Origin of the sequence: Priestia endophytica, from assembly GCF_026790145.1 — a bacterium.
Taxonomy (GTDB): Bacteria; Bacillota; Bacilli; order Bacillales; family Bacillaceae_H; genus Bacillus_I; species Bacillus_I endophytica_A.
Genome location: NZ_JALAMS010000015.1, coordinates 117,446 through 143,694, shown reverse-complemented (window position 1 = coordinate 143,694; position 26,249 = coordinate 117,446). Strand labels below are relative to the sequence as shown.

At 37.3% G+C, this 26,249-nt stretch carries 32 protein-coding genes; 28 read left to right on the top strand and 4 right to left on the bottom strand.

Going from position 1 to position 26,249, the window contains the following annotated elements:
* Positions 1-45: 45 nt before the first annotated feature.
* Entirely contained in the window at positions 46-183 is a 138-nt protein-coding gene (gene mciZ, locus MOC86_RS12685; protein WP_019391600.1) for a Z-ring formation inhibitor MciZ, read from the bottom strand.
* A gap of 74 nt (positions 184-257) precedes the next feature.
* On the opposite strand from mciZ, the gene MOC86_RS12680 reads away from it, so the two are divergent.
* The 26 genes from MOC86_RS12680 (at position 258) to MOC86_RS12555 (ending at position 23,098) form a co-directional block, all read left to right on the top strand.
* Positions 258-809, top strand: coding sequence for an NUDIX hydrolase (locus tag MOC86_RS12680; protein WP_268584510.1), 552 nt, complete (start codon positions 258-260; stop codon positions 807-809).
* A gap of 1 nt (position 810) precedes the next feature.
* Positions 811-1,974: an endonuclease Q family protein gene (locus MOC86_RS12675; protein ID WP_268584509.1), complete on the top strand. Its 1,164-nt coding sequence runs from the start codon at positions 811-813 to the stop codon at positions 1,972-1,974.
* Between the two features lie 74 nt (positions 1,975-2,048).
* Positions 2,049-2,687, top strand: coding sequence for a stage II sporulation protein M (gene spoIIM / locus MOC86_RS12670; protein ID WP_268584508.1), 639 nt, complete (start codon positions 2,049-2,051; stop codon positions 2,685-2,687).
* Between the two features lie 107 nt (positions 2,688-2,794).
* Complete coding sequence (locus MOC86_RS12665; RefSeq protein WP_061801889.1) at positions 2,795-3,256, top strand: Fur family transcriptional regulator; 462 nt, start codon at positions 2,795-2,797, stop codon at positions 3,254-3,256.
* A 136-nt stretch (positions 3,257-3,392) separates the two neighbouring features.
* Positions 3,393-3,620, top strand: coding sequence for a YqzK family protein (locus MOC86_RS12660; RefSeq protein WP_019391605.1), 228 nt, complete (start codon positions 3,393-3,395; stop codon positions 3,618-3,620).
* A 6-nt stretch (positions 3,621-3,626) separates the two neighbouring features.
* Positions 3,627-4,520: a site-specific tyrosine recombinase XerD gene (gene xerD / locus MOC86_RS12655; protein ID WP_268584507.1), complete on the top strand. Its 894-nt coding sequence runs from the start codon at positions 3,627-3,629 to the stop codon at positions 4,518-4,520.
* Positions 4,521-4,707: 187 nt separating this feature from the next.
* Entirely contained in the window at positions 4,708-5,895 is a 1,188-nt protein-coding gene (deoB, locus tag MOC86_RS12650; protein ID WP_268584506.1) for a phosphopentomutase, read from the top strand.
* Between the two features lie 21 nt (positions 5,896-5,916).
* A complete protein-coding gene (locus MOC86_RS12645; protein WP_019391608.1) occupies positions 5,917-6,738 on the top strand; it encodes a purine-nucleoside phosphorylase in 822 nt (273 codons plus the stop codon).
* A 20-nt stretch (positions 6,739-6,758) separates the two neighbouring features.
* On the top strand, positions 6,759-8,069 hold the full coding sequence (locus MOC86_RS12640; RefSeq protein ID WP_019391609.1) for a pyrimidine-nucleoside phosphorylase: 1,311 nt from the start codon (positions 6,759-6,761) through the stop codon (positions 8,067-8,069).
* Positions 8,070-8,217: 148 nt separating this feature from the next.
* Positions 8,218-9,384 carry a D-alanyl-D-alanine carboxypeptidase family protein gene (locus MOC86_RS12635; RefSeq protein ID WP_268584505.1) on the top strand — a complete coding sequence of 389 codons (1,167 nt, stop codon included), beginning with the start codon at positions 8,218-8,220 and terminating at the stop codon, positions 9,382-9,384.
* A 92-nt stretch (positions 9,385-9,476) separates the two neighbouring features.
* On the top strand, positions 9,477-9,824 hold the full coding sequence (gene spoIIAA / locus MOC86_RS12630; protein ID WP_019391611.1) for an anti-sigma F factor antagonist: 348 nt from the start codon (positions 9,477-9,479) through the stop codon (positions 9,822-9,824).
* Positions 9,825-10,268, top strand: coding sequence for an anti-sigma F factor (gene spoIIAB, locus MOC86_RS12625; RefSeq protein ID WP_019391612.1), 444 nt, complete (start codon positions 9,825-9,827; stop codon positions 10,266-10,268).
* 12 nt (positions 10,269-10,280) lie between these two features.
* Positions 10,281-11,039: an RNA polymerase sporulation sigma factor SigF gene (gene sigF, locus MOC86_RS12620; RefSeq protein ID WP_019391613.1), complete on the top strand. Its 759-nt coding sequence runs from the start codon at positions 10,281-10,283 to the stop codon at positions 11,037-11,039.
* A 128-nt stretch (positions 11,040-11,167) separates the two neighbouring features.
* Positions 11,168-11,788, top strand: a complete 621-nt coding sequence (locus MOC86_RS12615; RefSeq protein ID WP_061801882.1) for a stage V sporulation protein AA — start codon at positions 11,168-11,170, stop codon at positions 11,786-11,788.
* A gap of 40 nt (positions 11,789-11,828) precedes the next feature.
* The gene (locus MOC86_RS12610; protein WP_268584618.1) at positions 11,829-12,197 is read left to right on the top strand and encodes a stage V sporulation protein AB; all 369 of its coding nucleotides are present in this window, start codon (positions 11,829-11,831) and stop codon (positions 12,195-12,197) included.
* A gap of 14 nt (positions 12,198-12,211) precedes the next feature.
* Entirely contained in the window at positions 12,212-12,673 is a 462-nt protein-coding gene (gene spoVAC / locus MOC86_RS12605; RefSeq protein WP_268584504.1) for a stage V sporulation protein AC, read from the top strand.
* Between the two features lie 20 nt (positions 12,674-12,693).
* Positions 12,694-13,710, top strand: coding sequence for a stage V sporulation protein AD (gene spoVAD, locus MOC86_RS12600; protein ID WP_268584503.1), 1,017 nt, complete (start codon positions 12,694-12,696; stop codon positions 13,708-13,710).
* Complete coding sequence (gene spoVAE / locus MOC86_RS12595) at positions 13,710-14,060, top strand: stage V sporulation protein AE (protein WP_268584502.1); 351 nt, start codon at positions 13,710-13,712, stop codon at positions 14,058-14,060. The genes spoVAD and spoVAE overlap by 1 nt, the downstream gene beginning before the upstream one ends.
* Before the next feature lie 5 nt (positions 14,061-14,065).
* Complete coding sequence (locus MOC86_RS12590) at positions 14,066-14,635, top strand: stage V sporulation protein AE (RefSeq protein WP_268584501.1); 570 nt, start codon at positions 14,066-14,068, stop codon at positions 14,633-14,635.
* Positions 14,625-16,106 carry a spore germination protein gene (locus MOC86_RS12585; protein ID WP_268584500.1) on the top strand — a complete coding sequence of 494 codons (1,482 nt, stop codon included), beginning with the start codon at positions 14,625-14,627 and terminating at the stop codon, positions 16,104-16,106. The genes MOC86_RS12590 and MOC86_RS12585 overlap by 11 nt, the downstream gene beginning before the upstream one ends.
* 162 nt (positions 16,107-16,268) lie before the next feature.
* Complete coding sequence (gene lysA, locus MOC86_RS12580; protein WP_268584499.1) at positions 16,269-17,582, top strand: diaminopimelate decarboxylase; 1,314 nt, start codon at positions 16,269-16,271, stop codon at positions 17,580-17,582.
* Between the two features lie 99 nt (positions 17,583-17,681).
* Entirely contained in the window at positions 17,682-19,622 is a 1,941-nt protein-coding gene (locus MOC86_RS12575) for a BglG family transcription antiterminator (RefSeq protein ID WP_268584498.1), read from the top strand.
* Positions 19,623-19,685: 63 nt separating this feature from the next.
* The gene (locus MOC86_RS12570; RefSeq protein ID WP_268584617.1) at positions 19,686-20,027 is read left to right on the top strand and encodes a PTS sugar transporter subunit IIB; all 342 of its coding nucleotides are present in this window, start codon (positions 19,686-19,688) and stop codon (positions 20,025-20,027) included.
* Positions 20,028-20,047: 20 nt separating this feature from the next.
* Entirely contained in the window at positions 20,048-21,397 is a 1,350-nt protein-coding gene (gene celB / locus MOC86_RS12565) for a PTS cellobiose transporter subunit IIC (protein ID WP_268584497.1), read from the top strand.
* A gap of 34 nt (positions 21,398-21,431) precedes the next feature.
* A complete protein-coding gene (locus MOC86_RS12560; protein ID WP_124049506.1) occupies positions 21,432-21,764 on the top strand; it encodes a PTS lactose/cellobiose transporter subunit IIA in 333 nt (110 codons plus the stop codon).
* Positions 21,764-23,098 carry a 6-phospho-beta-glucosidase gene (locus tag MOC86_RS12555; protein ID WP_268584496.1) on the top strand — a complete coding sequence of 445 codons (1,335 nt, stop codon included), beginning with the start codon at positions 21,764-21,766 and terminating at the stop codon, positions 23,096-23,098. Before MOC86_RS12560 ends, MOC86_RS12555 begins: the two co-directional genes overlap by 1 nt.
* 40 nt (positions 23,099-23,138) lie before the next feature.
* Here MOC86_RS12555 and MOC86_RS12550 read toward each other — a convergent pair whose 3' ends face one another.
* Complete coding sequence (locus tag MOC86_RS12550) at positions 23,139-24,017, bottom strand: DUF1002 domain-containing protein (protein WP_019391627.1); 879 nt, start codon at positions 24,015-24,017, stop codon at positions 23,139-23,141.
* 236 nt (positions 24,018-24,253) lie between these two features.
* Between MOC86_RS12550 and MOC86_RS12545 the strand changes: the two genes are divergently transcribed.
* Both MOC86_RS12545 and MOC86_RS12540 read left to right on the top strand, forming a co-directional pair.
* A complete protein-coding gene (locus MOC86_RS12545; protein WP_268584495.1) occupies positions 24,254-24,691 on the top strand; it encodes a peptidylprolyl isomerase in 438 nt (145 codons plus the stop codon).
* Positions 24,692-24,992: 301 nt separating this feature from the next.
* On the top strand, positions 24,993-25,370 hold the full coding sequence (locus tag MOC86_RS12540; RefSeq protein WP_268584494.1) for a GNAT family N-acetyltransferase: 378 nt from the start codon (positions 24,993-24,995) through the stop codon (positions 25,368-25,370).
* Here MOC86_RS12540 and MOC86_RS12535 read toward each other — a convergent pair.
* A complete protein-coding gene (locus MOC86_RS12535; protein WP_243517898.1) occupies positions 25,367-25,897 on the bottom strand; it encodes a DUF309 domain-containing protein in 531 nt (176 codons plus the stop codon). The genes MOC86_RS12540 and MOC86_RS12535 overlap by 4 nt on opposite strands.
* An 89-nt stretch (positions 25,898-25,986) precedes the next feature.
* Complete coding sequence (locus MOC86_RS12530; RefSeq protein WP_019391631.1) at positions 25,987-26,079, bottom strand: YjcZ family sporulation protein; 93 nt, start codon at positions 26,077-26,079, stop codon at positions 25,987-25,989.
* Positions 26,080-26,249: the final 170 nt, after the last annotated feature.

Genomic DNA, 26,249 nt, shown 5'->3' with positions numbered 1-26,249 from the left:
GAATAAAAAGGCTCGTCAACGTATGTTAACGAGCGAAAAAGAAATCTATAGCTTTGATGAGGGAATACTGTTTACCCAATCTTTAACAAGCTTAAATTCGCGTTCATATTGCTTCAGTTTCTCTCTAATTTCCCATGCCTTTCCGACAAGAACGATTCCGCGATCAAGTCGATACACTTTCACCTGATTTTCCCACCTCTTTCTAATATGATAAAATTTATGAGCAAGCATCAAAAACTAGAACGAGGTGAAGCATTTTGAAACATTTACAAGAAGAAACGCTACAGTCTAAAACTATTTTTGAAGGAAGAGTCATTAGTCTTTTAGAAGAGGAAGTAAAGCTCCCTAATGGAAAGAAAAGCACACGTGAGATTGTAAAACATCCGGGAGCAGTTGCGCTTATTGCATTTACAGATGAAAATAAACTGCTTATGGTTCGTCAATATAGAAAAGCGATGGATAAAATTCTTGTGGAGATTCCAGCTGGAAAGCTTGAAAAAGGAGAAGAGCCGCATGTAACGGCAAAACGTGAACTCGAAGAAGAAACAGGATATACAACAGACAACCTTACACATCTAATCTCTTTTTATACATCACCAGGGTTCGCGGATGAGCTTGTACATCTTTACGTTGCTGAGGATTTAAAAAAGGTAACAGAACAAGCAAGTCTTGATGAGGATGAATTCTTAGACGTGTTAGAGCTAACGCTTGAAGAAGCAATCGCCCTTATTGGAACAGGAGAAATATATGATGCTAAAACAGCATATGCTGTTCAATATCTACAGCTGAAAAGCGTACTTGGAGAATAAAATGAAAAACTACTATGCTGATTTACATATTCATCTTGGACGAACAAGAGAAGGGCATCCTGTTAAGATTACAGCTTCACCTACGTTAACGCTGCAAAATGTCTTACATCATGCGGAAAGCGAAAAAGGACTGAATTTGATCGGCATCATTGATTGTCATGTTCCCGAAGTTCTTGCAGAATTAGAAGAGATGCTAGAAAGAGATGAGATATTAGAACATGAAGAAGGCGGAGTCTATGGTAGTGGTTTGACTATTTTACTTGGCTCAGAGCTTGAAATTTATGATGAATACTGTCATGGACCAATTCACGTTCTTGCTTTTATGCCAACGATTCAAAAGATGCGCGAATTCTCAGCATGGCTTTCTGAAAGAACGAAGAATATTACGTTAAGCACTCAGCGACTTTATGAAAAAGGGAAAGTAGTGCAAGAGAAAGTTAAGACTCTTGGAGGATTATTTATTCCAGCTCATATTTTCACTCCGTTTAAAAGCTTGTTTGGCAAAGGAGTTCAGCGCTCGTTAACGGAAGTATTCGATCCAACTTTAATTGATGCAGTAGAACTTGGTTTGAGTTCTGATACCGGTATGGCAGATATGGTAAAAGAACTGCATCAATATCCATTTCTAACAAACTCCGATGCCCATTCTCTCGGAAAAATTGCGAGGGAGTACAATGAGTTGTTCCTTAAAGATCGAACTTTTATGGAATTTGAAAAAGCATTGAAGAAAATAGAAGGTCGAAAAATTGCCCATAACTATGGATTAAATCCTGCCTTAGGAAAATATCATCATACAGTTTGTGAAAAATGTTTGCATCTCTGGGAAGAAGATAGACAGGGATATTGTGTATTTTGTGGCCATCATTCATTTATTAAGGGAGTATATGAAAGGTTGCAAGAGCTAGCTGACAGCCTGGAAAGTCCTCTGAGACCCCCTTATACACACCAAGTACCGCTACAGTTTCTACCAGGTATTGGACCGAAAACGCTTGAAAAACTAGTAGCAGCGTTTGGAAGTGAGATGGGGATTTTACATCATGCTAGTGAAAAAGAACTTTCACAAGTTGTGAAGCCAGCCCTTGCTGACCTTATTTTAAAAGCCCGAAGTGGCGAGCTTGATCTTGTATCTGGTGGAGGAGGAAAATATGGAAGTGTGAAGAAGTAGAAAAGATTCATGAAACTCTTTCTTCTATCATATAGTCTAGTAAAGACTGTTTGAGATGATAGGAGGACACGGTAATGAATAAGCAACGTGTACAGGAGTTGTTATTTTACCATATTCAAAAACATAGCTCTGTCTATTTATTTGTGACGGTTTTGTTCTTTATCGGAGTGGTGTTTGGTGCTGTTGTTGTAAATAGTTTAAATTTGGGGCAAAAAGAGGACTTGTTTTACTATTTAGATCGATTCTTTGGACAAGTTACAAAAGGAGAAGTAGCAAATTCTGCTGATATTTTAAAGCAAAGCTTTTGGCATAACATAAAATACTTAGGGTTTATTTGGATTCTCGGTATTTCAGTTATCGGTTTGCCTGTTGTTCTTGTGTTACTTTTTCTAAAAGGAATTGTAATTGGATTTACGGTTGGATTCTTAGTAAATCAAATGGGCTTTCATGGCTTTCTTCTTTCTTTTGTTTCTGTGCTCCCGCAAAATTTATTTCTCATCCCTCTTTTTCTTGTTGTTTCAACCCTTTCGCTTTCTTTTTCATTAAAATTAATGAAACAATTTGTAAGAAGCGGCAGTGAAACAATGATAGCGGCTTTTATGCGTTACAGTACAGTTATTCTACTCATCTTAGCCGTTGTAACAATTTCTTCAACACTTGAAGCATATGCATCGCCATTTTTGATGAAAACAACTCTTTCTTTTTTAGAATGATTATTATATAATAATGTGTGTGTTTCCTAATTGATAATCATTTTATTTTCCTTACTGAGAAAAATCTGTTATAATGTACAGATGAATGGCGAGGGAGGGACTAGCAAATGGAAAGTAGAATTGATCGGATAAAGCAGCAGTTGCATTCGTCAAGTTACAAACTGACCCCACAGCGTGAGGCGACTGTACGAGTTTTGCTTGAGAATGAAAAAGATCATTTAAGTGCAGAAGACGTATATCTCCTCGTCAAGGAAAAGGCTCCAGAAATTGGCCTTGCAACGGTTTATCGGACACTAGAACTTTTAACAGAATTAAAGATTGTAGACAAAATTAACTTTGGTGATGGGGTATCAAGGTATGACCTTCGTAAAGAAGGGGCAGATCATTTCCATCATCACCTTGTATGTATTGAGTGTGGAGCAGTAGATGAGATTCAAGACGATCTTCTTGGAGACGTAGAAAAAATCGTTGAACGCGATTGGAACTTTAAAATTAAAGACCATCGTTTGACATTTCATGGTATTTGTCATCGTTGCCATAATGAGAATCACGAAAAAGAATCGAATTGAACGATATAAAAACCTTTTCCGACGTGGGAGAGGTTTTTTTTATTAGGATAAAACAACAAGCACCCTTCTTCAAAAAGGTATAAAATCTGCTCCTGTTGGCATATGTTTTAGTAGAAATCTTTTTTGGAGGATGCCAATGAAAACGTGGTGGGATGTAACAGTACAGGCTTGTAAAGTGTTTGTGCTTTTTGTTAGTTTTACGGTATTATTTTACTGTGCACTTTTATGGGTATATGAAGAATATCAAAACTATCATCGCTACGATGTTCCAGAAGGATCTGCTGTCAAAGTAGCCAACATGGTACACGAAGAAGAAAAATCATGGATAGAAAGATTAGTGATGTTTTATCATAACGGGGAGTAGAGAGTATTGAACCTTACAATTGAAGATTTTATTCACTATTTAGTTGTAGAACGAGGGTTAGCTCCAAATACGATTGAATCTTATAAGCGCGATTTAGTGAAATATGCTGAGTACTTAAAAAAAGTGGAGACTGTTTCTTCTTTTGAAGAAGTCACAAGAGAGCATATTATTGCGTTTATGAGATATATGATGGAGAATGGAAAATCCTCGAAAACTATTGCAAGACATGTTGCATCTATTCGATCTTTTCATCAGTTTCTGTTGCGTGAGCATATTGTGGACAAGGATCCATCTGTCCATATTGAAACCCCACAAGTGGAGAGGACTCTTCCAAAAGTGCTGTCACCAGACGAAGTAGAAGCTCTTTTGACTGCTCCTGACGAATCTACACCGTTTGGAAAACGCGAAAAAGCAATGTTAGAGCTTTTGTACGCAACAGGAATTCGGGTTACAGAGCTTATGAATTTGAATGTAGAAGATGTTCATATGACAATGGGATTTGTCCGATGTATTGGAAAAGGAGACAAGGAACGAATTGTTCCGATGGGCAAAATGGCAAGTGAGGCGTTACAGAAATATATTGAAGAAAGTCGTCCAAAGCTTTTAAAAAGAAACCAAAAAGAAGAAGCTCTTTTTCTTAATCATCATGGTCGCAGGTTAACACGTCAAGGGTTTTGGAAAATTTTGAAAAAGTTAGCCCTATCTGCTCAAATTGAAAAAGAACTTACCCCACATACATTACGACATTCGTTTGCAACGCATCTCCTTGAAAATGGGGCCGATTTACGAGCGGTGCAAGAAATGCTTGGACATGCTGATATCTCCACAACGCAGATCTATACACATGTGACGAAAAAGCGATTAAAAGATGTATACAATGAATTTCATCCACGAGCATAGAAACTAAAAAGGTAGAATAATCATTATTCTACCTTTTTTAGTTTCTTAAATGTAACCACTTCCAATTTGAATAGAGAAACGTTATACTGAAGAAGTCAGACCTCTTGTCTCCTTACATAAATTTCGCTTAAAACGATAGTAAAGAGGGAATGTTATAAACAAACCAGATATTTTGGAGGAGATTGTTATGTCTTATACATATAAACGTATATTTTTAGTTGTGATGGACTCTGTTGGGATTGGTGAAGCTCCAGATGCTGAGCAGTATGATGATAAAGGCGCAGACACGCTTGGCCATATTGCTGAACATCGTGGAGGACTTAACATGCCAAACATGGGTAAGCTAGGCTTAAGCAATATTCGTGAGATTAAAGGAATCCAAAAAGTGGATACACCACTTGCTTACTATACAAAAATGCAGGAAGCTTCAACAGGAAAAGATACAATGACAGGTCATTGGGAGATCATGGGTCTTCACATTGATCAGCCGTTCCGCGTTTTTCCAGATGGATTCCCTGAAGAGCTAATTGCTGAACTTGAAGAAAAGACAGGTCGTAAAATTATCGCTAATAAACCTGCTTCAGGCACCGCTATTTTAGACGAGCTTGGTGAAGAACATATGAAGACAGGAGCGCTTATTGTTTATACTTCAGCAGATTCAGTATTGCAGATCGCTGCACATGAAGATATTGTTCCGCTTGATGAGCTTTATAAGATTTGTGAAATTGCTCGTGAACTCACACTTGATGAAAAATATATGGTTGGTCGTGTGATTGCTCGTCCGTTCATTGGTAGTCCTGGGAAATTTGAGCGTACTTCAAATCGCCATGACTATGCTTTAAAACCATTTGGCCGTACTGTTATGAATGAGCTTAAAGATGAAAATTTTGACGTGATTGCAATTGGTAAAATTTCTGATATTTATGATGGAGAAGGTGTAACAAAATCCCTTCGAACAACGTCTAATATGGACGGAATGGACAAATTGGTAGAGACTCTTCATATGGATTTTGAAGGGCTAAGCTTTGTAAACTTAGTAGACTTTGATGCGAAGTTTGGACATCGCCGTGATCCACAAGGCTATGGAGATGCACTTGAAGAATATGATGTCCGCCTTGCTGAAGTATTGGAAGGATTAAAAGATGATGATTTACTCATCATTACAGCAGACCATGGAAACGATCCTATTCATCATGGTACAGATCACACGAGAGAATATGTACCGCTCCTTGTATATAGCAAAGGAATGAAAAAGGGCGAGAAGCTTGATGTTCGTCAAACATTTGCAGATATTGGCGCGACAGTAGCAGATAATTTTAATATTAAGTTACCGGAACATGGAAAAAGTTTTTTAAATGAACTAACTCAAAAATAAGATAAGAGGGAGAGAGAATATATGAATAAAAATGCTATTCAAACAGCTGCTTCATTTATTGAAGAAAAGTTACAAGTTAAGCCGGAAATCGGACTTATTTTAGGATCAGGATTAGGAGTCCTTGGCGATGAAATTGAGAATGCGGTAAAAATCCCATACGAAGATATTCCTGAATTCCCTGTTTCAACTGTTGAAGGACATGCAGGGCAGCTTGTTATTGGAACGTTGAACGGAGCGAAAGTAATCGCAATGCAAGGGAGATTTCATTATTATGAAGGTTACAGCTTTGACAAAGTAACGTTCCCTGTTCGCGTAATGAAAGAGCTTGGAGTTGAGAAACTTATTGTTACAAATGCAGCCGGAGGTATTAACGAATCGTTCAATCCTGGTGATTTGATGCTTATTAGTGATCATATCAATAACTTTGGTAGCAATCCGCTTATTGGAGCTAATGATAGCAACCTTGGTCCTCGTTTCCCAGACATGTCAGAAGGATATTCTAAAGAGTTGCGAGTTCTTGCAAAAGAAGCAGCAGCGAGCTTAGATTTATCGATTCAAGAAGGCGTATATGTTGGTAATACAGGTCCATCTTATGAAACACCTGCTGAAGTTCGTATGCTTCGTATTCTTGGAGGGGACGCAGTTGGTATGTCAACAGTTCCAGAAGTTATTGTTGCTCGTCATGCGGGGATGAAAGTCCTTGGAATCTCTTGTATTTCAAATATGGCTGCAGGCATATTAGATCAGCCTCTTAATCATGAAGAAGTAATTGAAACAACAGAAAAAGTAAAGAAAAACTTCCTTGCATTTGTAAAAGAAATCGTACGAAAAATGAGCAACTAAATTAGGGGGGATGAGCCAACATGAGAATGGTTGATTTAATTGCAAAAAAGCGTGACGGTAAAGAATTAACAAAAGAAGAAATTTCGTTTATCGTTGAAGGCTACACATCAGGAGACATTCCAGATTACCAAATGAGTGCTTTTACAATGGCTGTTTTCTTCCAAGGCATGACAGCTAATGAACAAGCAGAGCTAACAATGTCAATGGTTCAATCAGGAGACACGATTGACCTTTCAGCAATTGAGGGTGTGAAAGTTGATAAACATTCAACAGGCGGTGTAGGTGACACTACAACACTTATTCTTGCCCCTCTTGTAGCAGCAGTAGGAGTACCAGTTGCTAAAATGTCTGGCAGAGGGTTAGGTCATACAGGTGGAACCATTGATAAGCTTGAAGCTGTTAAAGGATTTCACGTTGAAATTGATAAAAAAGAATTTATTGAGCTTGTGAATAAAAATAAAGTAGCGGTTGTGGGACAGTCTGGAAACTTAACACCAGCAGATAAAAAAATCTACGCGCTTCGTGATGTAACGGCAACAGTTAATAGCCTACCTCTTATTGCAGCATCTATTATGAGTAAAAAGATTGCGGCTGGAGCAGATGCAATTGTTTTAGACGTAAAAACAGGTGCTGGTGCTTTTATGAAAAACTTAGAAGATGCCAAAGCTCTAGCACAATCAATGGTGAATATCGGAAATAACGTTGGCCGTCAAACAATGGCTGTTATTTCTGATATGAGTCAACCGCTTGGTTTTGCGATTGGAAATGCTCTTGAAGTCGAAGAAGCCATTGATACGTTAAAAGGTAAAGGTCCAAAAGATTTAGAAGAGCTATGCTTAGTGCTTGGTAGCTATATGGTCTACTTAGCAAACAAAGCTTCGTCTCTTGAAGAAGCACGTCGTATGCTTCAGGAAGTTATTGAAAATGGAAAAGCACTTGAAAGTTTTAAAACATTTTTAGCTGCTCAAGGTGGAGATCCTTCTGTTGTTGATGATGTGGCAAAACTTCCACAAGCAGCACATAAGATTGAAGTGAAGGCAGAGAAAGATGGTTATGTATCAGAAATTGTGGCAGATGAAATGGGTACAGCGGCAATGTGGCTTGGTGCAGGACGTGCTACAAAGGATTCTGAGATTGATCTTGCTGTTGGTCTTATGCTTCGTAAGAAAGTCGGCGATGAAGTGAAAAAAGGCGAGTCGCTTGTGACAATTTACAGCAACAAAGAAGATGTTCAAGAAGTAAAAGAACATATTCTAAAGAACATTAGCATTTCTTCTGAAAAAGTTGATGCTCCTTCTCTTATTTATGATACAGTTCAAAAATCAAACTAGTATCCATAAAAAACGCGGTGAAGAATATTCTTCACCGCGTTTTTTTATGGATATAAAAAATTTTTCCTCCATTATTTTCAACGAAATTCAGTATAATATGTGCTTTTTTGGAAAAAATAGTGGTATTACGAATGGAGGTTAACATGCAATGAAACAACTCTTTTCTTTTATACTAGTTCTCTTATTAGGCGTCTCCACTTTATCACCAACAGCATTTGGAGCTGAGAAAAAAGCACCAAATTTAGCTGAGAAAGCAAAGTCGGCTATTTTAATTGAACGAGACACAGGAGAGATTTTATACGAAAAAAACGGCAATGAAAAACTTCCTCCTGCAAGTATGACTAAAGTTATGACAATGATTCTTATTATGGACGCTCTTGATAAGGGGAAAATCAAGATGAGCGACAAAGTTCGGACAAGTGAACATGCAGCATCAATGGGTGGCTCACAAATTTTCCTTGAGCCTGGCGAAGAAATGACGGTAGAACAAATGTTAAAAGGAATTGCAATTGCTTCAGGAAACGATGCCTCAGTTGCAATGGCTGAGCACCTCGCAGGTTCTGAAGAAGAGTTTGTAAGCATGATGAATCAAAAGGCAAAAGATTTAGGACTTAAAAATACAAAGTTTCAAAATCCAACAGGTTTATCTGTTGAAGATCATTATAGTACAGCTCATGATATGTCTATTATGGCAAAAGAGCTATTGAAATATGAAGAAATTACAAAATTTACAGGCACATATGAGGACTATCTTAGGGAAGATACAGATAAAAAATTCTGGCTTGTGAATACAAATCGTCTGCTGAAGTTTTATGATGGCGTTGATGGATTAAAAACAGGGTACACAAAAGAAGCAAAATATTGTTTAACAGCAACAGCTAAAAAAGGCAATATGCGCGTTGTAGCTGTTGTATTTGGAGCAGACACACCTAAAGATCGCAACAGCCAAATTACAAAGATGCTTGATTACGCGTTCAGCAAATACGAAACATCTCCACTTTACAAGCGAGATCAAGTTGTTGGAGAAGTGAAAGTTGCAAAAGGAAAAGATAAAACAGTAAAAGTTGTAACTTCAGAGCCTATTTCAATCTTAAATGAAAAAGGACAAGGAAAAGCAAATATGAAAAAAGAAGTGAAGCTGAATAAGGATTTAAAAGCGCCTTTGAAAAAAGGAGATGAAGTGGGAACGCTTATTATAAAAAAAGATGGAAAAGTTGTCACAACATCACCGCTTCTTGCAAAGGACAGTATGGAAGAAGCTTCTTGGTGGAATTTCTTTAAACGAACGTTTACAACATTTACAAAGACGAGCTAAATTTGACGAATCTAAACTAGTTTTGTCATGAAGAAGGAAACCTCCTCCTTTCTAGCGAAAGAAGCATTATATGAAAGCAAGGAGGGTTTAATGTGAGTCTTGTGATTGAATGTGAGGTAAAAGATTCTGTTTTACTTGTTCGTTTGAAGGGCGAGCTTGATCACCACACAGCAGAAGAATTGAGAACGCGAATTACCGGCTTGTTGCAAAAAGACGTTAATCATATTGTATTAAATTTGGCTGATCTATCTTTTATGGATAGCTCAGGACTTGGTGTCATTTTAGGACGCTATAAGCAAATTAAGAGCGCTGGAGGGGAAATGGTCGTTTGTGCTATATCTCCAGCTGTTCACCGTCTTTTTGAAATGTCAGGGATGTTCAAAATTATTCGATTAGAGCAAAGTGAACAAAAAGCTCTAACAACGCTGGGGGTGGCCTAAATGAAAAATGAAATGCACCTTCAATTTTCGGCACTGAGTCAAAATGAAGCATTTGCGCGTGTTACTGTTGCTGCTTTTGTGACACAGCTCAATCCCACAATGGATGAAATTACAGAAATTAAAACGGTTGTTTCAGAAGCTGTCACAAACGCTATTATTCATGGATATGACAGCAATCCAGAAGGCACAGTATATATTTCTGTTACATTAAGTGATGATGGTGTTGTTGAGTTAAATATAAGAGACGAGGGACATGGAATTGACAACGTAGAAGAAGCAAAACAACCTCTTTTTACAACAAAACCTGAACTTGAACGGTCTGGTATGGGATTTACGATTATGGAAAACTTTATGGATGAATGCAAAATCGAATCATCCACAAATCATGGCACAGCTCTTTACTTAAAAAAGCATTTAGCAAAGCAAAAAGCGTTGTGCAACTAAGGAGACTTGCCTATGGATGTGGAGGTCAAGCGTGAGAAGAATCAGCCATATTTAAAGGACCATGAAGTCAAAGAATTAATCAAACGAAGTCAAGATGGTGACCAAGAAGCCCGGGATACGATTGTGAATCGTAATATGAGGCTCGTTTGGTCTGTTGTACAGCGGTTTCTAAACAGAGGATATGAACCAGATGACTTGTTTCAAATTGGAAGCATTGGGTTACTGAAATCTGTGGATAAATTTGATCTTTCGTATGACGTAAAGTTCTCAACATATGCAGTTCCAATGATTATTGGAGAAATTCAGCGCTTTATAAGAGATGATGGCACGGTGAAAGTTAGTCGGTCTTTAAAAGAAACGAGCAATAAAATACGTAAAGCAAAAGACGAACTTTCAAAAGTATATGGACGTACACCAACGATCAATGAAGTTGCAGAGCACCTTGATATTACGCCAGAGGAGGTTGTGCTTGCTCAAGAAGCGAATCGAGCACCTTCTTCTATTCACGAAACGGTCTATGAAAACGACGGCGACCCTATTACATTACTTGATCAAATCGCAGATCAGAGTGAAGATAAATGGTTTGATCAAATTGCTTTGAAAGAAGCTGTTGAACATCTTGATGAACGTGAAAGGTTAATTGTTTACTTGCGCTACTATAAAGACCAAACGCAATCAGAAGTTGCAACAAGACTAGGCATATCACAAGTTCAAGTTTCAAGGCTTGAAAAGAAGATCTTAAAACAAATTAAAGAACAAATGGGTGAATAAAGCTATCCTTTTAAAAAGGATAGCTTTATTTTTTTCTATTTTTTGGCTCTTTAAACTGTGTATGAGAAAAGATTTGGAAACTCATACTACATGTACAGAGAAAACGAGCTATAAGGTGTGTGGTATATGTGGGTCGTTCAGTATACATCAAAATGAGACATCGAGTACAAGTGAGGCCAAAAGAAAAGATCACAGTAGGAGATGTTGCTGTCGTTTTTACCTCGAAGGAAGAGAAAGAGAAGATTGAAAGCTTAGTGATTTATAAGGTGAATGAAAAAGACCAAAACATTATTATCATTGATGTTATGAGGATCATCCAAGCTATTTCTAGAGAAATGGAAAATATGGAAATACAGCAAGTTGGCCCAACTCAAACGATTGTAGAAGTGGTATTTGAGAGAAAACGTGCTTCTCTTCCTTTTTTTATTGTTGTTTGGCTTCTTCTTTTCATTGGAGCCGCCTTAGCTATTATGAACTTCCATGAGGATGTGAGCATGAGGGCAGTGCATCAACGTCTCTTCTTTATCTTAACAGGAGAACAAGATGAAACACCTCTTCTTCTTCAAGTTCCTTATTCTATCGGTCTTGGTCTTGGAATGATTTTATTTTTTAACCATGTGTTTAAAAAGCGAATCAACGAAGAACCAAGCCCATTAGAAGTAGAGATGTTCAACTATCAGCAGGACCTAGACCGATACGTAATCATCAATGAAAATGATGAGAGCGTGACTCACATTGACGAGCGTTAATGTTTTATTAACTATCGTTATCGGACTTGGCGGAGGGCTTATGGTTGGCTGTGGATTTGTTGCATTTCTGACAGTGCTTGGTATTTTACCACGATTAATGCAGTTAACGAAAACGATGAAGTATATTCAAGGCTATGAATGGGCTATTATCTCTGGAACAATTGTTGGAGTTTGGTTTAGCTTAAATCTTGTCTATTTTCCAGTATTCCCAACATTGATTGCGCTTATTGGACTTGCTCATGGCATATTTGTTGGCATGCTTGCAGCAGCATTGACAGAGGTTCTGAATGTTTTCCCCATTCTAGCTAAACGAATTGGAATTGATGATCGGCTTGCTATTCTATTGATGGCTATTGTACTTGGAAAAATTGTAGGATCTTTATTTCATTGGATGTATTTTACAAGTTAAGGGAGGAAGGTACAATGAGTGATAAAAATTTGAAAGACAATTATTCGAAGAAAGTACAGCAATATCAGCCAAAACCTAATTATTTTCTTAACTGTTTGAAAGCATTTGTTGTTGGAGGACTAATTTGTACTTTTGGACAGCTTGTTCAAAATTTCTATATTAGATATTTTGACTTCACGAAGGAAGATGCTGGAAACCCTACTGTATCAACTCTTGTTCTTATTGCTATTTTGCTAACCGCATTTGGAGTATACGACAGAATTGGACAGTTTGCAGGAGCTGGGTCAGCTGTTCCTGTAACAGGATTTGCAAACTCGATGGCAAGTGCTGCTATTGAACATAGAAGTGAAGGAATTGTGCTAGGTATTGCAACAAATATGTTTAAACTAGCCGGAAACGTTATTGTTTTTGGAGTTACAGCAGCTTATATCGTTGGACTTATTCGCTATATCTTTCAACATTATCTTATGCAATAGCTATAGAAAGGGTGGAACAAATGATTCTAACTGGGAAACAATCGTGGGTTTTTCAAAATGATCTTTATATTAACGCAACTGGAACAGCGGTTGGCCCGAAAGAAAAGGATGGACCTTTAAAAGAAACGTTTGATGTTACGTATGATGATTTGCACTGTGGAGAAAAAAATTGGGAACTTGCCGAGCGGAAATTAATGAATACGGCTATTGATACTTGTATACAAAAGCTCAACTACACGTACGATGATGTGGATTTCTTTTTAGCAGGTGACCTTCTTAATCAAAATGTAACAGCAAACTTTGTAGCAAGACAAAATCAAATTCCGTTTTTATGCATGTTTGGTGCATGTTCAACTTCAATGGAGACGCTCGCACTTGGTTCGGCTCTTGTTGATGGGGGATTTGCAAATCGCATTATTGCGGCAACAAGCAGTCATAATGCTACAGCTGAACGACAGTTTCGCTATCCAACAGAATATGGAGGCCAAAAACCAGACACAGCAACCGCAACTGTAACAGGAAGCGGAGCAGCTCTCATATCAAAAGAAAAAGGAAAAGTAAAAATTACGTCAGCTACAATTGGAAGAGTAGCAGACTACGGAATTAAAGATCCATTTGATATGGGTTCAGCAATGGCACCTGCTGCAGCACAAACGATTTCTCAGCATTTCAAAGATTTAGGAAGAGAGCCAAGCGACTATGATTTAATTGTGACAGGAGACTTATCAGGAGTTGGAAGTCCTATTTTGAAAGATTTATTAAAAGAGGAAGGATACAACGTGTTTTCAACACATAACGATTGTGGCCTTATGATTTATCGACCAGATCAAAATGTGTTTGCAGGTGGAAGCGGCTGTGCATGTTCAGCTGTTGTTACGTATGGACACCTTGTAGAGCAGATTGCAAAGGGAGAACTCAAGCGCGTATTTGTTGTAGCAACAGGAGCACTTTTAAGCCCAACAATGACGCAGCAAAAAGAGACCATTCCAACGATTGCACACGGAGTTGTCCTTGAATCTGTGGAGGTGGAAAGCTGATGGAATATTTAATTGCCTTCGTTTGTGGCGGATTAATTTGTGTAGTTGGTCAGCTTTTACTCGATTTTATTAAAGTCACGCCTGCTCACGTTATGACTCTTTTTGTTGTGACAGGAGCTGTCTTAGATGGATTTGGTTTATATGATAAATTTATTGAATTTGCAGGAGCAGGAGCAACGATTCCAATTACAAGCTTTGGTCATTCTCTTTTACATGGAGCAATGAAAGGAGCAGAAGAACACGGATTAATTGGGATTGGTATGGGGATGTTTGAATTAACATCTTCAGGGATTTCAGCAGCTATTCTTTTCTCTTTTCTTGCTGCATTGATCTTTAAACCGAAAGGATAAAAGACATGAAAACACGCCAAGTAATTGTTGTGACAGATGGAGATGAATTTGCGAAAAGAACGATTGAATTTGTAGCTGAAAAAGTGGGAGGACGCTGTATTTCTCAGTCGTTTGGAAATCCGTCTATTCTCTCAGGTGAAGACCTTGTTTCACTTATTATGCAAACTCCTCACAGCCCTGTATTTGTAATGTTCGATGATTGTGGCTACTTAGGGGAAGGAGCAGGAGAGACGGCGTTAAAATATGTTGCAACACATCCAAACATCGATGTTCTTGGCGCAATTGCTGTAGCTTCGAAAACGCATCAAAATGAATGGACAAAAGTAGACGTAAGCATTGATGGAAATGGAGAACTTACCGAGTATGGAGTAGATAAATATGGTGTTGCAGAAATGGATGTTGGGAAACAAAACGGCGATACAGTGTACTGTTTAGATGAACTTTCCCTTCCGATTGTTGTGGGTATTGGTGATATTGGAAAAATGGGGATGAGAGATCACATTAAACATGGTTCTCCTATTACCTTAAAAGCCGTTGAGTTAATTCTTGAAAGGAGTAAAGGTTATGTCAAATAAAAATTTACAAAAGACGCCCATTTCCAAAAATATTTACGATAATGACGAGTTTTTTAAAGATGAAGCAAACATGGGTGCGAGCTTTGATTTAGGCGTCCGAAAAATTTTAGTTTTAGATCATGCCGTCCATTTTTACTATGTAACAGGCCTTTGTGATTCTCAATACATCATTAAAATTGCTGAATCGCTTGTAACAATCAATGATCATGAAAAAGAGCCAAGAAAAGTAAAACAGATTGTTGAAAATAGATTGATTCATCAGCAAGTGAAGAAATTAGACAATCTTGAAGATTGCATGGTTTCGGTTTTATCTGGATTGATTGTGGTGATGATCAATGGAGAAGATGTTGGATTTGAAGTTGACGTTCGTACATATCCAGGTCGTTCACCAGAAGAGCCTGATACAGAAAAAGTCGTTCGAGGCGCGCGCGATGGTTACACAGAAAATATCATTATTAATACAGCTCTTACAAGAAGAAGAATTCGCGATGGACGCTTGCGCTATGAGATTATGAAGATTGGAAAACGTTCAAAACTTGATGTGTGTCTAGCTTATATTGATGATGTAGCAGATCCTGATTTAGTAAAAAAAGTTCGGAAAGAATTACAGTCAATTGACATTGATGGACTTCCAATGGCAGATAAAACAATTGAAGAGTTTCTTATTAAGCAAAATTTCAATCCTTTTCCACTTGTGAGATATACGGAGCGTCCAGATGTTGCTGCAGCACACATGTTTGAAGGTCACGTGATTATTATTTCCGATACGTCCCCAAGCGTTATCATTACACCTACAACTTATTTTCATCATGTGCAACACATTGAAGAGTATAGACAGTCTGCTGGAGTTGGAACATTTACAAGGTGGGTTCGCTTCATTGCTATCTTTGCTTCTATCTTTTTATTGCCATTATGGCTTATGTTTGCATTAGATCCTAGCTTATTAAATGATAACTTGAAATTTATTGGTCCAAACAGCAGCTCACGTATTCCAATGATTTTACAAATCTTCTTAGCAGATATAGGAATTGATTTCTTGCGGCTTGCCTCCATTCACACTCCAACATCACTCTCCACAGCGATGGGACTTATTGCTGCTGCTCTAATTGGACAAATTGCTATTGATGTTGGATTATTTGTTCCAGAGGTTATTTTATATGTTTCAATTGCCGCAATTGGATCGTTTGCAACACCAAGTTATGAACTTGGTGTCGCCAATAAAATCGCACGTCTTACGCTCCTTATTGCTGTGGCACTTTTCAAAGCCCCAGGTTTTGTTATTGGAACAACGCTTTATATTCTATACCTTGTTCATATTAAATCTTTAAACACACCATACTTGTGGCCATTGCTTCCATTTAATCCAAAAGCTTTCTTGCAAGTTATTATTAGAACGCCTGTCCCTGGAGCAACGGTTCGTCCAAGTATTGTAAACCCACGCAATCGTATCAGACAAAAGCTAAAAGAATAAAGATATAAAAAGTGAATCCTACTAGAAATAAAGTAGGGTTCATTTTCTTGTCTAGGTCTAATGCCCCTAAGTACATGTTGAAAGACCTTTATGTATATGGTAAAGTAACTTTAATTCAAAAAATGATTGATATTTCAAAAAAAGGAACGAGGTAAGGCAACAATGTTTTTTCATGGCACAAGCAAAGTGAACAATCAAAATCATTTAGAAATAGGCGGAGTAGATACAATTGAGCTTGCGAAAAAGTACGGAACGCCTCTATATGTATATGATGTCGCCCTCATTAGACAGCGAGCAAGACAGTTTAAAGAGACATTTGCAGAGGAAGGAGTAGAAGCGCAAGTAGCGTATGCAAGTAAAGCTTTTTCTTCTCTAGCAATGTTTCAACTTGTTAATGAAGAAGGTCTCTCACTCGATGTTGTATCAGCAGGGGAACTTTATACAGCCCTTCTTGCTGGATTTCCAAAAGAGCGAATCCATTTTCATGGTAACAACAAAAGTTATGAAGAATTAGAATATGCAATTAAAGAAAAGATTGGATGCATTGTTGTAGATAATTTTCATGAAATGGCGTTGCTTGAAGAGTTAAGTAAGAAACATTCATGGGAAGTACCTGTTCTTTTACGTGTCACTCCAGGAATTGAAGCACATACACATGACTATATTTTAACGGGTCAAGAAGACTCTAAGTTTGGTTTTGATCTTAAAAATGGGCAAGGAGATAAAGCTGTTGCTCATGCTTTTCACTCTCCATATTTAGATTTACTTGGGATTCATTGCCATATAGGATCGCAAATTTTCGAAGTAACAGGTTTTGTGATGGCAACGAGAAAGCTTTTTGAAAAAATTGCTTCTTGGAAAGACGAATTAAGCTTCGTTCCTCGTGTATTAAATCTTGGTGGCGGATTTGGGATTCGCTATACAAGCGAAGATACGCCACTGCCTCCATCTCAGTATGTAAGTGAGATGGTCAAAGAAATCAAAAGTCAAGCAGAAAAGTTAACGATTGACATTCCTGAAATATGGATTGAGCCTGGGCGTTCTCTTGTGGGAGATGCAGGAACAACGCTTTATACAGCAGGTTCTAGGAAACATATTCCAAATGTGCGTGATTATGTAGCAGTTGATGGAGGAATGAGTGACAATATTCGTCCTGCTCTTTATGAAGCAAAATATGAAGCTGCCCTTGCAAATCGAATGAATGCTCCTCATGAAGAGAAAGTTTCTATTGCTGGAAAGTGTTGTGAATCAGGTGACATGCTCCTATGGGATATTGAGCTTCCGAAAGTGGAAAGCTCGGACATTTTAGCTGTATTTTGTACAGGTGCTTATGGTTACGCTATGGCGAGCAACTATAACCGCATGCTAAAACCAGCTGTTGTTTTTGTTGAAAATGGGGAAGCACAGCTTGTTATCAAACGAGAGACGTTTGAAGATCTTGTTCGTAATGAAGTTGGATTAAAGTCAAAAGTTTAATACGCAATATGGAAAATAGAGCTCTTTTTTTGAAAGAGCTCTATTTTTTTTGAATCATTATCCCTAAAATAATATAAACGGGATTAGGGGGGAAGAGAAATGAATGATAGAAAAAGACGGATTTTACGCTATATGCTTGCAAGCTCTTCTTTTATTACAAGTGATGAATTAGCCAAAAAAGTTGGGGTTACTTCTCGGACAATTCGCAATGATATTAAATTATTGAACGAAGATCTTCATCACTATGAGATTGACATTCAATCGATTCGTGGAAAAGGATATGCTCTTAGTGTTAAAAACCAGGAAAAGTTTCAAGAATTAATGAGAAAAGTCTCAGCTGAAGATATGATTGTAACAACGGAAAGACCTGAATCAAAAGAAGAAAGAGTTGTGTATATTATAAAACGCTTGCTTCTTACTCATCAGTACATAAAATTAGAAGATTTAGCTCACGAACTTTATGTTAGTCGTTCGACTGTGCAAGGGGATTTAAAGGAAGTAAAGAAGCGTCTTGAGTTTTATAACCTTGTCTTTCTTCAAAAACCCAATTACGGATTAAAAGTAGAAGGAGAGGAAGTGAAAATTAGGTTTTGCATGTCTGAATATATTTTTAACCGACGCTCTCTATCAAAAGAGGTAAACGAGCATCTTGGAGCAATCTTTGCAGAACAGGAAATTTCAGTTGTGCGATGCATTATGATTGAGGAAATAAATAAACAGCAAATTATTCTGTCCGATTTGTCACTAAATAATCTTGTTGTTCACTTGTTAATCTCTTACAAACGAATTCAGGCTGGAAACTATGCTTCTTTCTATATTGAGGAGTTTTCTTCAATTAAGGAAAGCAAGGAATATGAAGTTGCAACATGCATTGTCAAAGAGCTTGAAAAACACTTTGGGCTTCCTTTTCCACAGCATGAAATTCTGTATGTTGCTCTTCACCTTTTAGGAACAAAGTTGATTTCTCATTCTAAAAAACAAGGAGTTAGTGTAAAAGAGTTAGTAAATCAAGAAATGTATCAGCTTGCTCGGGAATTATTACAAGCGATAGATGAAGAATTGAAACTTGATCTGCAGCATGATGAAGAACTACTTCTTGGCCTATGTCTTCACTTAAAACCGTTTTTAAATCGGCACAAATATGGAATGAATTTAAGAAATCCTCTTCTTGCAGAAATTAAAGCAAATTATCCACTTGCATTTGAAGGAGGAGTTGTAGCCGGTTCAGTGTTGAAATCAAAATATAAGATTGATAGTACGGAAGAAGAAATAGGCTATTTAGCTCTTCATATTGGGGGAGCGTTGGAAAGAAAAAGTATGAAAGTTAGGCGGAAAAGGTGTGTGATTGTATGTGCATCTGGCTTGGGAAGTGCTAAATTGCTAGAATATAAGCTTCGTAAAGAATTTGGTCATGAATTAGAGATTGTGGGAACAACAGAATATTATCGGCTTTCTGAAATGTCACTGCATTCTTTAGATTTTGTAATTAGTACAATTCCGATTGAAACGGCTTCTATTCCGGTTGTGCAAGTGAAATCTATTTTAGGTGTAGAAGATTTAAACAAAATTGAAAAGACGATAAGGAAAAACAAACATCAAATCGCTCAATTTATAAAGGAAGACCTTATCTTTTTTAATCGGACGTTTGAGAATAGGAAGGATGTTATCCATTTTTTAGCTTGTGAATTAGAAAAGAAAGCATTTGTTCCTTCTTCTTTTGTTAACTCGGTAATGGAGCGCGAAGAAATTTCCGCCACAAGTTTTGGAAATCTTGTTGCAATTCCTCATCCAATCCAGCCGTATACAGATTCCACCTTTTGGACGATTGTTTTACTAGACAAGCCAATTAAATGGGGAGAGGAATTTGCACAGTTTATTTGCCTTTTGAACGTTGAAAAAGAGAGCAATCAAGATTTAAAGGAAATGTATGAGTTTCTCATTGAGATTGTAAACAATCCACATCTTGTACAAAAACTTTTGAAGTGTAAAACATATAAAGAGTTTATGAACGTTCTCTTTTTGTGTTCTTCACACTCATAAAATTTCCGTTAGCTACGGAAATTTTATGAGTGGATATGAAAGCGTTTTCATATTAATCTTAAGATAAGAAAATTAAAAGAATCCAAGGGGGAAACAAAAATGAATATTTTATTATGTTGTGCAGCAGGAATGTCTACAAGTCTACTTGTTACAAAAATGGAGAACCACGCAAAAAATGAAGGAAAAAAATATAAAATCTGGGCTGTAAGTGCTGACTCAGTTAAAAACCATATTGATGAAGCAGATGTTCTTCTACTAGGTCCACAAGTTCGCTATCTTTTGCCACAAATGAAGAAGCTTGGAGAAGAAAAAAGTATCCCAGTGGCAGCTATCAATCCTGTTCACTATGGTACTTGCAATGGAGCAGAGGTATTGAAAACAGCTGCAAGTTTAGTTAATAGCTAATCTTAGAAGGGGTGAAAGAGATGAGTAAGTTCAATCGGTTCTTAGAAGATAAGGTAATGGTTGTTGCAGGTAAAGTAGCTGGACAAAGGCATTTGCAAGCATTGCGTGACGGTTTAATTTTAACAATGCCACTTCTAATTATTGGATCACTGTTTCTTATTTTAGCGAACTTCCCTGTTGAAGGGTATTTAAACTTTATGGAGAAGACATTTGGAGAAAGCTGGGCAACAAAGCTTGGCTATCCTGTAAGTGCTACTTTTGATATTATGGCGCTTATTGCCTCTTTTGGAATTGCTTACAGACTTGCAGAAAAATATGGCGTTGATGCGTTGAGTGCAGGCGCCATTTCTGTATCTGCTTTTCTGCTTGCAACACCATATAGTTTCTTATATACACCACCTGGAAGCGAGGCTGGGATTGAAGTTACAGGCGGTATTCCAGTAGCTCTTTTAGGAAGTAAAGGTCTCTTCGTAGCCATGATCTTAGCTCTTGTCTCTACAGAAATATATCGCTTCATTATTCAGCGAAACATTGTGATTAAAATGCCTGACGGAGTTCCGCCAGCGGTAAGTAAATCATTTGTCGCTCTTATACCCGGTTTTATTATCATTACCCTTGTTTGGATTGTTCGACTTGTCATTGAGAATACATCTTTTGAAAGCGTTCATAATATTGTAAATCAACTTTTGCAAGAACCCCTTGGCGCCCTTGGTGGTGGACTTGTTGGAACAGTGATTGCAGTACTGCTTCAACAGCTTTTATGGGTTTGTGGCCTTCACGGTGCAACAATTGTTGGAGGGGTAATGGATCCTATTTGGTATTCATTTATGGATGAAAACCGCCTTGCTTTTCAAAACGGAACAGAGATTCCAAATATCGTAACAAAACAGTTTATGGACGTATGGATTAATATGGGTGGTTCTGGAGCAACATTTACCCTTGTTGTGGCGATGATTTTATTTGCAAGAAGTCAGCAAATGAAGCAGCTTGGGAGACTTTCAACAGGACCAGGAATTTTCAACATTAATGAGCCAGTTATCTTTGGAATGCCAGTTGTTCTAAATCCATTAATGATAGTGCCATTTATTCTGACACCGGTTGTTCTTGTCGTCATCACTTACGTATCTATGCAAACAGGTCTTGTTGCAAAACCTGCAGGAATTGCTGTGCCATGGACAACACCGCCTATTTTAAGCGGTTATCTCGCAACTGGTGGGAAAGTCTCGGGTGCTGTTATTCAAGTAGTGAACATGGTTGTAGCTTTCTTAATCTATTTCCCATTTCTTAAAATGTGGGATGTTCAGAAGTATAAAGAAGAGCGCCAGTTAGAGGATTTAACAAGCACAGATTCCAATGTAAATGTAAACTAAATAGGCTAGAAAATGCCTAGAAAGGACTAAAGAGATGACAAAAGAAGAGCTATACGATATCTCATTTCATCTTATTATGCATAGTGGAAATGCCAAAAGCTTAGCAATGCAGGCAATCGGAGATGCAAAAGTTGGAAACTTTGTAGAAGCAGATCAGAAATTAAAAGATGCTGAAGAAGAGTTTAGGAAAGCGCATCACTTCCAAACAAGCTTAATCTCAAATGAAGCAGGAGGAGAAAACTATGACATTCCTATTCTCCTTATTCATGCTCAAGATCATTTAATGACGTCATTAACTGTAAAAGATCTAGCAAAGGAAATGATTGAGCTATACGAACGTACTTCAACTAAAGGAGTGGAGAGATAATGGAAGGAAAAAAAGGTCTTAAAATTGTAACAATAGGTGGAGGATCAAGCTATACACCGGAACTTATTGAAGGCTTTATTAAAAGATATGATGAACTTCCAATTCGTGAATTATGGCTCGTTGATATTGATCAAGGAAAAGAAAAATTAGAGATTGTGGGAAATCTTGCTAAGCGAATGGTGAAAAAAGCAGGAGTACCAATTGATATCCATCTCACATTAAATAGGAGAGAAGCTTTAAAAGATGCGGATTTTGTTACAACTCAATTTCGCGTTGGTCTCCTTGATGCTCGTAAAAAAGATGAAGAAATACCGTTAAAATATAATGTGATTGGTCAAGAAACAAATGGACCTGGGGGGCTTTTAAAAGGTCTTCGCACAATTCCGGTTATTTTAGAGATTTGTCGTGACATTGAAGAGCTTTGCCCAAATGCATGGCTTATCAATTTCACAAATCCTGCTGGGATGGTAACAGAAGCAATTTTAAGGCATAGCTCAATTACAAAAGTTGTGGGTCTTTGTAATGTTCCAATTGGGATGAAAATGAAAATTGCTGAAATGCTTGGAGTAGAACAAAGTCGAGTGCATGTTCAGTTTGCAGGTCTAAATCACATGGTATTTGGCTTAGATGTATTTCTAGACGGAGTTAGCATTAAAGAGAAAGTATTGAAAGAAATGGGGAATCCAGAGAATGCGATGACAATGAAAAACATTGCTGGTGTTGCATGGGATTCAGACTTCCTTCAAGCATTGAATGCTATACCATGCGGTTATCATCGTTATTATTATAAAACAGATGAGATGCTTGCAGAAGAAATACGAGCTTCTCAAGAGGAAGGAACTCGAGCAGAAGTTGTTAAGGAGCTCGAAAAAGACTTATTTGAACTTTATAAAGATGAAAATTTAAGTATTAAGCCACCACAGCTTGAAAAAAGAGGAGGCGCTTATTACAGCGATGCAGCATGTAGCCTTATTCACTCCATTTACACGGATAAAGGAGATATTCAGCCTGTTAATACAAGGAACAATGGAGCGATCGCAAGCATACCATATGATTCAGCTGTTGAAGTAAACTGTGTTATTACAAAAGACGGGCCGAAGCCAATCGCAGTTGGCGACTTACCTGTTCATGTCCGCGGTCTTGTAAGCTCGATCAAATCTTTTGAAATTACAGCAGCAGAGGCAGCTGTTAGTGGAGATTACCAAAAAGCTCTTTTAGCAATGACAATCAATCCGCTTGTTCCATCAGATACAATTGCTAAAAAGATTTTAGATGAAATGTTGGAAGCTCACAGAGAGAATTTACCTCAGTTTTTTAATTCGGTAGAAGCATGAAAAAAAGCGTAAGAGGCTTAGCCTCTTACGCTTTTATAAATTAAAACAAACTTGCAAAGAATGAACGAATAGCGTTAATAATACTCATAAAAAACTCTTTTAGTTTCTGTAAGAAGGATTGACCTTCTTCAGAATTTAAAAAGTCGCTTACTTTTTCTTTTGTAACATTGAACTGATTTTCAATTTGGTTCCAGTTAATATCAATGTTTGTTAGTTTGTTGAAGAAGTTAACAAGAGAGTTAATCTCCCCTGTTGTTAAGTTGATATTCAGTTCATTTGCATTATTTTCAATGATTTGCTTAATCTCTTCTTTATTTTCCGGGGTGTTCTTTGCAATTTCTTCTTTTACATTCGCCATTAGAGCAGCTGCTTTTTCTTTTCCAACAGAGTCGCCAAGCTGGCTTGTTTCCACCATTTCTTCGTTAGCAATCTTTTTAACATCCTCTGGAATTTCTTCACCAGATTGAACTTCATATGCTTTTAAGATGCCTGTTAGAGCAGCCGTTCCTGAAACTTCAAATGGAGCAGTAATGTAGATCTTAGCATCTTTAACTCCTGCAGTAATTAAAGCATTTGTATACATTTCATCGGTTACCCAATTGATATTGTTTGTTGTAATGTTAAGACCAGAATCTTTCTCCCCAAGGGTAATACTTGCGGAAGAAATAGCTTTCGTACCAATTTGTGATTTTGGAATAAAATCCCCTAAATATTCATGTTCTTCAGCATTTGACACAGTTACTTCCTGTGCATCTTGAGGTACTTCCATTTCATTTAAGAGCTTTGTTTTTTGTTCTTGCGTTAGATTTTCTCCAAGGGTTACGATCACGTCCCCAACTGCAGCATCAGCGGAAGCAAGAGACGGTAGTATTGTCAAAGAGATCAATACTGCTAATAATAGTTTGAAACACTTTTTCAAGGTTCAAAACCTCCTTCGTAGACGAAAAGCCATGTTCATTATAGTATGTTTTCTTTCGCTCTGGCAATAGCAAAAAGAAGGGCTAAGATCTTACTAGATTATTAGACGATTGAAAAAGGAAAGAGTTTCAAAAAAGTTATGTTCTTAAAAAATAAAAGAAGGGAAGGAAAAATTCGTGTCTCTCACATTTATGTGGTAAGATAGGATGGAAATTGTTTAATAAAGGAGCGATTACTATGGTGAAAAAAGGCTATATTTTAATGCAAAACGGTGAAAAAATTGAATTTGATCTTTATCCAAATGAAGCACCGATTACAGTTGAAAACTTTGAAAAACTAGCAAACGAAGGCTTTTATAATGGCTTAACATTCCATCGTGTTATTCCTGGTTTTGTTTCTCAAGGTGGATGTCCAATTGGAAATGGGACAGGTTCTGCTGATAAAACAATTCCTTGTGAAACAGACAACAACCCGCACAAGCATGTTGTAGGTTCACTTTCTATGGCACATGCTGGCCGTGATACTGGTTCTTGTCAGTTCTTCATCGTACATGCTCCACAACCTCACTTAGATGGCGTACATACGGTGTTTGGACAAGTAACAAGCGGCATTGAGACAGCATTAAATATGTCTAATGGCGACATTATGGAAAAAGTAGAAGTTTTTGATGTGTAAAAAGTGGAGGAACAGTTTTGTTCCTCTTTCTTTTCTATAAAAAATAAGGTTCTTTGAGAAAGGGCTTACATAAAAGGGCGTTATTCGTAAAAATGTTCCGAATAAATGCGTAGGAAGTCATATAATACAGCGGGGCTTCAAAAAACGAAGATATTACTGAAATAACAAACATTGATATTTTAATCGTTATTTTGTATTATAAGGTGGATACACCGAAGTGAAGGTCGATTCAAAAAACTTGATTAAGGGTTTATAGCCATACTTTTCTTTTCTGAACCTTTATATTAAAGAGGAGAATTTTATGTTAAATCGATACAAGAAAGCAAATGAAAAAATTGCGATGGGTCTGCTTTCCTTTATGCCCAATGAAAAAGACTTAAAAAAGCTGCAACAAACAATTAAAGAGTATGAACAAAATGCAGATTGGCAGCTGTATCTTTGGAAAGAAGAAGATGACTTTGTTGGCATAATTGGCATTATTAAGCACTCGGACACTGTTGCTGAAGTTCAGCATATTAGCGTCAATCCATCTTACCGTAAACAGGGAATTGGGAAAAAGATGATGAAAAAAGTGCAGGAAATCTACAAAAATGCAGAAGTTCGTCCTAATGAACATATAGCCTCATTTTTTGAAAAGTGTGAGGCACATAATAAAACAGACAATGAAACGATTTCTTAACATTGCCTGTTTTTTCTTTTCTTATACAAATTCATCTCTCTCTGTAAAATAATTTCGGTACGATCACGCAATTTGTGTCGGTCGATAATAAATTTATTTGATAAATTTGATGGCTGCCACCATAGAAGCTGTTTATTAGCAGCTTCTTTTTTGCATGCTTGCTGGAGTTCATTGTTTGCAATAGGGAAATAAAAGCTTTCGTATGCTTTTTCTGCTCTAATGCGTTCTTCTAGAGATTTTAAAGAAGCTAGAAGCTTTTCAGCATGAAGGCCAAGTTCCTCAAGTGTTGTTCGTCGACCTTTCATAATACGACGCGCGTTTTTAACCATGCGGTAAGCACCTTTAAAGTTGGTTCTTCGTTGATGGTAGAGGCCAACGGCGATTTGGATAAACGCAACCCAAATTTCATCTCTATGTTGAGCTTCTTTTTCTTTCCAAAAATCTTCTAAAATTTCGTGACATTCAAAATAATCACGATCACTGTGGAAATGAACTAAATAGTCTATGTATGCTTGTGGAAATTTCATGTTTTTAACCTCCTATAAAAAGTGTAGCATATGTTTTTCTTTCTTCAAAATAAAGAGGAGTTAGCAATTGCTAACTCCTTTTTTACCTATTAGCACCAAGCTGCACCTACGATAATAAGCAAAATAAATAAAACAACGATAAGCGCAAATCCGCTTCCGCAATTAAACCCTTTTTCACCCATGATGTTTTCCTCCTTTAATCTTTCTTACATAAGCATAGTATGTTCTTTCTTTCGTTTTGGTTGGGCAATATACCCAATTCCAAAAATTATTATTGGACAGAAGACTATAATCCTCTATACTAGTTACAGAATGCCCTTAAAGATGAAAGAAAAAGTGTTGGTGAAGTGTA